Below are 9,370 nucleotides of genomic sequence, written 5' to 3' on the forward strand. Positions count from 1 at the left end.
TAATGGCTAGACATGGTACTCTGGGATTGGGTCATGAAGGCACCTACTCTCTTATTTTCTTGGCGATTATAAGAATAGGTCTTCATGGCCTTTTTGTCTATAGTTGGTCTAGTTCATTGGGTGTTGCACTTCAATTGTAAACTCGGCAACTAATTTTTTATATAAAAAAGGAAAATCAAAAATTTACCACTAAAATAGTCGCGGTAAGCGGTTTATTTTTATCTATTAGTGATAAAAGCTAGGCGCGTAAAGTGATTTTTAAAAGCGAAACTACATGTCGTAACATAATCAATCATACTATCTAGTTTACAAAACTAGATTATGCGTTTATACTGTTAACAATCAGCTAATGAATGACCATATCTTAATTTAGACACTTCATTAATGAAGAGAGGATCCTTATGCCCACACAAACAGAAGATTTTCAGAAATGGCTAACAAAATTCCAGGCAATTCAATTACCTTATTGGAGCGATTTTCCTGATTTTGATATCTATATGGAACAGCTGGTCAGCTTGGTCAATCAATATTTGGCGCCATTAGCGCTTGATCCAGTCACACCAGCGATGATCAATAATTACGTTAAACATAAAGTCATGTTCAAACCAGTCAAAAAGCGCTATCAACGCCAACATTTAGCCGCAGTTATCACGTTGACGCTGTTAAAAACGGTTTTTCCCTTAGATATGATTCGTGGCGGCTTCGCTGGTGAGCTTAATGCCTTGTCAGCGCAGGCAGCCTATGATCGCTTTATTCATAATTTCACCACACAATTACAGGCACTGAATTTAACCCAAGCCGTGCCGTTACCTTTTACCAATGAATTTACTTGGGAAGTCGCGGTGCAGCAAACTGCAGCAACGACGATTATTTATCAATTGATCAGCGAGCGCTTAATGCTACACGCGCCGCACACTAAAAAAGGAGTTATTGTCCATGACTAAACTTAATCAACAGGTTGCAATTCTAGTCGATTCTTGTTCTGACGTTCCGGAAGAATTCATTGCTGAACACCACCTTTATATGGTGCCAATGACCATTGCTTATCATGACAAAATCTATTTAGATAAAGTCACTATCGATCCCGATACGGTTTACGCTAACTTAGTTAATGAAGTTCCAAAAACAGCTTCGCCGACTGGTGACTTGATCGCCAAAGCTTTTGCTGATATCAAGGCTGACGGTTTCAAGGAAGTGATCGCCATTTGTATTTCCAGCGGCTTATCTGGCACTTTCCAGCAAGTTCAAATAGCCGCGCGGGTTTCTGGCTTAGATGTCAGCGTGATCGATACGAAAAATATCGGTATCGCTAGCGGACTGACCGCCATTTTAGCGACCCAGCTCAGTGAAGAAGGTCTGCATAAGGTGGAAATTGAGGCGCGGATCCGTACTGTTGCTAAACGCACTAAAGTTTTTTTCTATGTCCCAACGTTAACTTATTTACAAAAAGGCGGTCGCATCGGCCGAGTTGCTGGAATGGCGGGTACTTTATTGAACATTAAACCAATTATTTCCTGCGATGATGAAGGCATCTATTACCCAATTGCTAAGATTCGCGGCGAGAAAAAGACGCTACAAAAAATGAAACAGTTATTAGCTGCAGCGATCGGTAACGCCAAGCGCTTTAATTTGGCGGTTGCGGATGGTGCTAACCATAAAATAGCCGCTCAATTCACCGAAGAGCTACACCAACTTTATCCCCAAGCCGAACATATTTTTACCGGCAATGTTTCTCCTGCGCTTGGCGTGCACACAGGACCAGGATTGATTGGTCTCGGTGTACAAGTTCTAGCCTAATTATAGTGATACTAAAAAACAATCAGCCGCAGACTGATTGTTTTTTATTGTTCTATTTATTGCGTTATAATTCAGTCATTGATTAATTTTGGGCGCTTAAAGTTTGTTGAGTCGTTTTTTCGCTAATAAACCACCTATTTATGAGGAGTTAATATCTTGGAAGCTGTTTTTGCAATTGTTTTATTACTCGGCGCAGTGATTGCCGCCAATATTTTATATGGCCTTTATGATCGAATTCCACTGGCTTTCTATCAGATCGGTATGGGTCTGCTATTTACCTTATTGCCGCTGTACCACAATTACCGACTGGACCCTTCGATCTTTTTGTACGCCATCATCACGCCACTTATGTTTAATGATGCGCAAAATACGTCGCGCCGTAGTTTGACACGTAATTTCAGAACCACTTTATCCTTGGCCATTACTTTAGTACTGGTCACGGTCTTGGTGCTCGGCTTCAGTATTCACGCACTGTGGCCGCTGTTTACGTTACCGTTAGCTTTTGCGCTAGGGGCGATCGTTAGTCCCACCGATGCGGTGGCAGTTAAATCGATCACCGCCAATATCGGCCTCCCACAGCGGGTGCTCAATACGTTAGAAAATGAGTCACTATTTAATGATGCAACTGGGATCGTGGCGCTAGAACTTAGCTTAGCGGCATTGCGCACCGGCCACTTTTCGGTGTCCCAAGGTATTCTTGAATTTCTCTACGCTTTTTTTGGTGGCTTAATGATTGGTGCAGTACTAGGTTACTTAATTGTGTCGCTACGAATACTGCTACGGCGGCGCAACATTGGCGCTGTGCAAATTCTGCTGCCGATTCAGATCTTAACGCCATTTATCGTCTATTTCGTAGCCGAACACTTTGGTACATCTGGTATCCTTGCCGCAGTGGCTGCTGGCTTGATCCATGGTATTGAGCAAGATCATCTGCAGCTCACGTCGACCAAAGTTCAGTTTGTGTCGCAAACCACTTGGCAGATCATTAGTGATATTCTAAATGGCTTCGTCTTTGTTTTACTAGGTTTGACACTGCCAACGGTTGTCGTTACGCTAAGTACACAGCACACGGTACAATTCTTCACTTTATTAGGTTTAGCCGTGCTGATTTATTTAGTGGCCAGTGGCTTGCGCTTTCTCTGGGTTTATTTCGGCTTCATCAAAATCAATTTACGCCACTACCCGAAACAAATGATCAGCGCGCTGATTGCTACTGGTGGCATTCACGGGACAGTCACCTTATCAATGGCATTGTCGCTGCCTTTCGTCGTCGCCGGCCACAACTTTCCTATGCGCAACGAGATTATTTTTGTTGCCGCTAGCGTAATTTTAATTAGTTTACTGGTGCCAACCGTTGTGATGCCGTTGCTACTTCCAAAACCAACACAGCTTGTACCTGTAGTCGATCTACACCTAGTCCGTAATGATATGCTGGATTATGCGATCGGCCAGTTAAAAAACGATGACGCTACTCTAGCGCAACAAACCGTTTTAGAAGCACTCTATCAACAAAAACAAGATTACACCCGACCAGATCATGAACAACTACGTGCAGTTTTTAGTCAAGCACAAGCAGCTGAACAAGCCGCCTTAGCCGAATTAAAGCAACGTGATGAGTTAACACCAGAATTGGAAGCCTGGTACCAACGTTTCTTAACCACTAGTGATTACATGACCCGGATTTCCACTGGCCGTTTTCTGCTGTTACGGCTTAAATTAATTTTCAAATTTCGTGGTCGTTTTTTTAGCAGAAAACGCCGATACAAAGCCCAATATGCGCAAGCACAACCTGATCGCGAACAATTTATTAAAAAAATCAAACAACAGCGCCAGCAATTAGCTGTTATTGAGGAATCTGGCTATAATGCGGTTACCGCCTTCTTAAACCACCAGACAACACCAGAAAATTATGCGGCGATCGCCATTGTCCAACAGTCCTATAATGTGCGTCATCGCCGCTTCAGTAACACAGAAACCGCTAATCAGGAGCAGATGCACCTTTTCATTGCTGCGTTCCAGTTTGAATATGACTACGTTGAAAATCAATTACGCGAACAAAAAATTAATACCACCACGGCAAGCCAGTTACGCGAGCAGATCTCCTACGACGAGATCGTTTATATGCAAAATAGTCAAGCCGACGAATGATATTAAAAAACGTTAGTAAAGTGGATACACGACCACTTTACTAACGTTTTTCATATTTTTAGCGTTGCTTGCGGAAACGCATTAGCGGTGTACAGATCAGCGGTGCCACAACTGCGGCCAGGATCGCTTCTGGGATTCCATTTGTACCGACCACCACTAACAACAAGCCACCTAAGCGACTAACATCGGCGGTGCCATAAGCCTGCGCCACTGCTGGTGTCCGGTAAAACATATAGATCAAGCCAAGCACCAAAATCGTGTTGATCAGCGCCCCGGCCAATGCCGCCAACATCATTGCTGGCGTGCGCTTCATTTTACGTTGTAGCCAGATAAACAGCCACCCGGCAACGAGCCCAATTAAAATCCGTGGCACGATCGACACAACTGGATTGGTAAAAACAAGCGGTGCCAGCGGGCTAGTCGGCGCAGTAAAAGCACGAATAAAGGTGATCAAGCCCCACGCACCACCAATCAAGGCGCCATCGCCTGGACCTAAAATAATCGCGGCAATGATCACCGTGATGTGGATCGTAGTTAAATCAAGCAACCCGATCGGAATGTAGCCGAACATCGGCACAAAGTTTTGAATAATGATAATAGCAATAAACATGGCTAAAATACTAATGCGATACGCTTTATTTTTATGGGTCATCGCGCTACTCCTTAATTTTAAGCAAATTAACTAACGTCATTATATTACCATAAAATCAGTCGCTAAGCGCTAAATATCAGCCCAACCTACCCCGAATTTTGCTAAAGCGTGTATACTTAAATTGTTCGATCAAATTTAAAAAGTAGGTGAAGAATCGTGGCAATTTTGACAGATACATTTAAGTTAGCTAACGGTGTAACGATTCCCAAAGTTGGTTTCGGTATGTGGCAAGTTCCTATCGGTGACACCGCGTATAATGCAGCAGCGACAGCCTTAAAATTGGGTTATCGCCACATTGATACCGCGAAAGCTTATGGCAACGAAGCTGATGTCGGGCGGGCGATCCGTGAATCAGGCATCCCCCGTCAGGAAATTTTTGTAACTTCTAAATTACCTGGCGCGACTAAAACCTATGACGGCGCCATTGCTGATTTCAACAGTACTATGACCCAATTAGATATTGACTATCTTGATTTGTATTTAGTGCACGCGCCTTGGCCATGGACTGAAATTGGCAAAAATTGTGACGCCGAAAATATTGAAGTCTGGCGCGCAATGGAAGCTATCTACGCCACCGGCAAAGTTAAAGCGATCGGTGTATCTAATTTCAACGTCCATGATCTAGAAAATATTTTACCCGCCGCAAAAATTAAGCCGATGGTCGACCAAATTCAATATTACGTTGGCTTCACTGAGCCTAAAATCACCAAATTCGCTAAGGCCAACAATATTTTAGTCGAGGCCTACTCGCCATTAGCAACTGGTGGCCTGCTGCAGAATCAACAAATGAAAAAATTGGCAGCAAAATATAACGTTAGCGTCGCCCAACTTGCGCTACGCTTCTGCTTGCAAAATGATGTCTTGCCGCTGCCTAAGGCCGTTGGTGAAGATCACATTCAAAACAACGCGCAACTGGACTTTGAAATCAACGCTGCCGACATGGCAACGTTAAACGCCATGCCCGATACAGCACCTAGTAAAACACATAATCCGACCCAAGGATAATAAAATAACGATCCACTAAAAACCTCACGTCATTTACGACGTGAGGTTTATTTGTATTTGTGATTTAATTCGCTGCTGCGCTCGAACTTCATTGCGCCAAGTCACTTGAATAGTATTTTAGTTGTATTTTCTCTAAAATAAGTTAAAGGCGTTCTGTCTGATCACGTCATCACTAAAACTTACGTCATGCTATCACTTTTGAAATGAGGTCACTTGATGCAACAAAAAATCGCGCGCTTTTTTACTCTCAGTCTAAACCTAGCCATGTTGGGTTTAGGTATCGTTATGTTTTTATTTATGTTCCGTGAAGGCTACCATCTGATCGAGTTATTCCTAAAACCGTTAACTGAATCACACTTCGCTAAGATCGCCGAAGCTACGATCGCTTTTTTTCTGTATTTTGAATTTGTGGCGTTGGTCAAAGCTTATTTTGAAGAAAACGCCCATATCTCATTAAATCGATTTATCTACATTGGTATTACTGCATTATTGCGGGTAATTATTGTCTACCACGATGATGCTTTACAAACTTTGTTGCTGGCATTAGCTATTTTTACTTTGGTTGGCGCGTTACAGTTGATTCCCCGTACCAATGACTATATCAAGTAAAAAAAGCCCCCTACCACTGATGGTAGAAGGCTAGATCGTAGCGTGACTGGAATTTTTTTAATACACTATGCCATAATTCACTTTATGCGAATTGGGCTAATTCTTTTTTCGATAAAACATCGTTCATCCGACCGCTACGGAAGCCGCCTAAATCGATAGTAACATATTTGAAACCTAATTTAAGCAAAGCGTCGTTGACCCGTTGATTGAAAACTAAGAAGTCGTTGAAACGTGCTTCGGGTAATTCGATCCGCGCAATTTCTTCGTGGTAACGAACGCGCACCGTTGGGAAACCAAGGTCGCGAATATACTTTTCTGCTTGCATTACTTGTTGCAACTTAGCTGAAGTCAAGGTCGTACCGTATGGGAACCGTGAAGAAACGGAGCAAGACGCAACTTTGTTCCAGTTGGTCAGGCCCAGTTCTTGGGCTAATTCGCGGACATCCCTTTTGTATAGATCAGCGTCTTGTAATGGGCTGTGCGCGCCGGCTTCAGTCCGTGCTTTCAAACCGGGACGGTAATCATTGTTATCATCCATGATCATGCCATCCAACACAGCTGTGCCGTCAGCAAGTTCATTTAAGCGATTATAGAACATTTTTTTGGCATAGTACCAGCTATCGGCCAAGTTTTGTTTGATATGGTCATTGGCTAAGTAGTCGATCGTAGTTGTTTGGACGTTAGCGCCTAATTCTTTGGCCAAACTAACGGCCTTATCAAATTCTTCATCAGTGAATAATTCGGAGTTGGCAACGACTGCCGTTACATGTTCAGCCCCTAAAACATTCAAAGCCATTTTTAAAACCAAGGTACTGTCGATACCGCCAGAAAATGCGACGACGACATTCTTTAATTGTTCCAAGTTGGCAACAAGTGCTTGTTTCTTTTCTGCTAAAGTTTGCATATTAAAAGCTTCCTTTTTTTGTATTGTGTGGTGTAAACGTGTTTGAAAAAGCAGATTCCTGCGCCTAGCTACGCAAGTCAAACAATCCACTTTGTGTGTCTTATTGACTTGCTAGGCTAGTGCTCAGAATCTGAACGCTTTTTCAAAACACTCTTTAAATATTGAAAAATCCGTGCATGAACCAGGCGGCACAGGCGGCACCGACGAATGGGGCAATGCCTGGCACTAAAATACCATATTGCCAATCACTGTTTGCTTTATTTTTGATCGGTAATAAGGCGTGGGCGATCCGTGGGCCCATATCGCGGGCTAAGTTCATGGCGAAACCAGTTGGTCCGCCTAAACCCATGCCGATCGCCCAAACTAGTAAGCCAACACCGATCGGCACGATTCCTGGTGTTTTTACCGTTGAAATCGCTAAAATACCGGAAATAAAAATGAAGGTGTCAAAAAACTCGACAAAGAAATTCCGTGGTAAATTACGAATGGCTGGCGCAGTGGCAAATAAATTACGAATCGTGATCGGTGAAATTTCTTTTTCTGAGGCTTTGAAATGATCAGCGTACATGACCCAAACGATCATGGCACCCACCACACCACCTAAAACTTCGGCCACTGAATAGGGAATGAAAAATACCCATTTAATATTACCTAACAAACATTGAGCCAAAACCATTGCTGGGTTGATACAGACGTCGCCAAAAATAAATAAGGCGATGGTGATACCAAAACCCCAAGTGGTGATGGCAAAAATATGGCCGGAACCCCGATATTTAGTTCCTTTTAAAACTTCGCTACAGTGGACACCGACACCAAAAATAATCATTAAGGCGGTGCCCATAAATTCCGCAATTAATCGCTGGAGCAATCTGTCTCTTCCTCTCTACTTCTATTTCACTTGCTGTAACGCGGCTTGGTAAACCGTCATCAGCGGTACCTGCTGCTGTTGCGCTAAGCGTGCGCAGTCCGCGTATTCTGGTGTGCGTTTAACGATTTCGCCATAGGTCACCACTTTAATCTGTACCGATCCATATGTGGTCATCACTTGTTCAAAGTGGCGCTGCATAATAGTTCGTTGCCAAGTCTGATAGCGCACACCGATCGTGCTGGTGTGCTGCAACAGTAGCTGGACAAATTGTTCCCGCGCTGCTGGCTGGATCAGAACTGATAATTTAGTTGCTGGCCGATTTTTTTTCATTTGAATTGGCGTAAAATACACGTCTAACGCGCCAGCATCCAATAATAATTGCATGACGTAACCTAAGGCTTCACCAGTTTGATCGTCTAAATTAGCTTCCAATAAAAGAACTTGATCAGCCGCTTTAGTGACGATCTGCTGACTTAGTTTTTTTTTTCAAATAAAACGGTTCTTAAGGCGTTAAAACCGCCAGTATCACGTTTACCAAAACCATAACCGATTTTTAATGGCGTCATTGTTTCTGGCAAGGAACCAAAATCATCAACTAAGACTTTAACTAAACCCATCCCCGTTGGTGTGATCAATTCAGTATGCACTTCTGGCCGTGCCTTGATCGGAATTTCCGTACCAACGCGCATTTGCATCACGGCAGGCACCGGCACCGGCATCTGGCCGTGGGCAACTTGAATGAAGCCACTGCCGTCAGCCAAAGCTGAACATTCCACTCGATCGACTTGTAATAATTCTAAAGCAATGCAGCAGCCCACAATGTCAACGATCGAATCCAACGCACCAACTTCGTGAAAATGAACTTCCGTCAGCGGCATATGATGGACCACCGCTTCGGCTTGCGCAATTTCATTGAAAACGGCGCTGGATTTTTCTTTGACCCAAGCAGATAGTTCACTGTGGCTGATCAGATCAAGAATTTCCTGCAAATGACGGCCATGATGATGGTGCGCGTGATGATGATCTTCGACAAAACCATGATCTTTTTCGTGCGGTAAAATCACGTCAAAATTAGTGCCATAAATATTGCTTTTTGCTTCACGCTTTTGGCTCAACGTATAACCGGTAACACCTAGCTTGGCTAATTCTTGCTTAAATTGTTCAAAATCAACACCGAGGTCCAGCAATGCGCCAATAAACATATCACCGCTGATGCCGGAAAAAGCATCTAAATATAATGTTCCCAAATTGTCAAATCAAGTGCAACAGTATCGACCTATTCTTATAAATTGGTATAGTTAATCATCTAAATCAATGAATAGTTCACTGGCGCAGTTGTAGTTCAAGCTCCGACGTGGCCGGTGGTTAAGCGCGTCTTGGATTCCTT

10 protein-coding genes are annotated in these 9,370 nt (G+C 43.3%); 5 read left to right on the forward strand and 5 right to left on the reverse strand.

Translation table 11 applies throughout. The features are described 5' to 3' along the window. Window positions 1-401 precede the first annotated feature (401 nt). From EKM76_RS11635 to EKM76_RS11645, 3 genes are all read left to right on the forward strand, one after another. Window positions 402-944 (forward strand): DUF1836 domain-containing protein, encoded by a 543-nt coding sequence (locus tag EKM76_RS11635; protein ID WP_125550794.1) that lies wholly within the window; start codon window positions 402-404, stop codon window positions 942-944. Continuing rightward, entirely contained in the window at window positions 937-1,797 is an 861-nt protein-coding gene (locus EKM76_RS11640; protein WP_125550795.1) for a DegV family protein, read from the forward strand. The genes EKM76_RS11635 and EKM76_RS11640 overlap by 8 nt, the downstream gene beginning before the upstream one ends. Before the next feature lie 156 nt (window positions 1,798-1,953). Then, window positions 1,954-3,945, forward strand: coding sequence for a cation:proton antiporter (locus EKM76_RS11645; protein ID WP_125550796.1), 1,992 nt, complete (start codon window positions 1,954-1,956; stop codon window positions 3,943-3,945). A gap of 58 nt (window positions 3,946-4,003) precedes the next feature. On the opposite strand, the gene EKM76_RS11650 is transcribed toward EKM76_RS11645, so the two are convergent. Then, window positions 4,004-4,597, reverse strand: coding sequence for an ECF transporter S component (locus tag EKM76_RS11650; protein ID WP_125550797.1), 594 nt, complete (start codon window positions 4,595-4,597; stop codon window positions 4,004-4,006). Between the two features lie 156 nt (window positions 4,598-4,753). On the opposite strand from EKM76_RS11650, the gene EKM76_RS11655 reads away from it, so the two are divergent. Further along, entirely contained in the window at window positions 4,754-5,602 is an 849-nt protein-coding gene (locus tag EKM76_RS11655; protein WP_125550798.1) for an aldo/keto reductase, read from the forward strand. Window positions 5,603-5,818: 216 nt separating this feature from the next. Beyond that, window positions 5,819-6,211 (forward strand): phosphate-starvation-inducible protein PsiE, encoded by a 393-nt coding sequence (locus EKM76_RS11660; protein ID WP_125550799.1) that lies wholly within the window; start codon window positions 5,819-5,821, stop codon window positions 6,209-6,211. 82 nt (window positions 6,212-6,293) lie between these two features. On the opposite strand, the gene larE is transcribed toward EKM76_RS11660, so the two are convergent. The 4 genes from larE to EKM76_RS13805 form a co-directional block, all read right to left on the reverse strand. After that, window positions 6,294-7,115, reverse strand: a complete 822-nt coding sequence (gene larE / locus EKM76_RS11665) for an ATP-dependent sacrificial sulfur transferase LarE (RefSeq protein WP_125550800.1) — start codon at window positions 7,113-7,115, stop codon at window positions 6,294-6,296. 154 nt (window positions 7,116-7,269) lie between these two features. Continuing rightward, window positions 7,270-7,983, reverse strand: a complete 714-nt coding sequence (larD, locus tag EKM76_RS11670; RefSeq protein ID WP_125550801.1) for a D/L-lactic acid transporter LarD — start codon at window positions 7,981-7,983, stop codon at window positions 7,270-7,272. A 21-nt stretch (window positions 7,984-8,004) separates the two neighbouring features. Next, window positions 8,005-8,415 (reverse strand): LarC family nickel insertion protein, encoded by a 411-nt coding sequence (locus EKM76_RS13800; protein ID WP_263853693.1) that lies wholly within the window; start codon window positions 8,413-8,415, stop codon window positions 8,005-8,007. Between the two features lie 41 nt (window positions 8,416-8,456). Next, entirely contained in the window at window positions 8,457-9,185 is a 729-nt protein-coding gene (locus tag EKM76_RS13805) for a LarC family nickel insertion protein (RefSeq protein WP_386794879.1), read from the reverse strand. Window positions 9,186-9,370: the final 185 nt, after the last annotated feature.

Origin of the sequence: Loigolactobacillus zhaoyuanensis, assembly GCF_003946385.1 — a bacterium.
In the GTDB taxonomy this organism is placed as follows: Bacteria; Bacillota; Bacilli; order Lactobacillales; family Lactobacillaceae; genus Loigolactobacillus; species Loigolactobacillus zhaoyuanensis.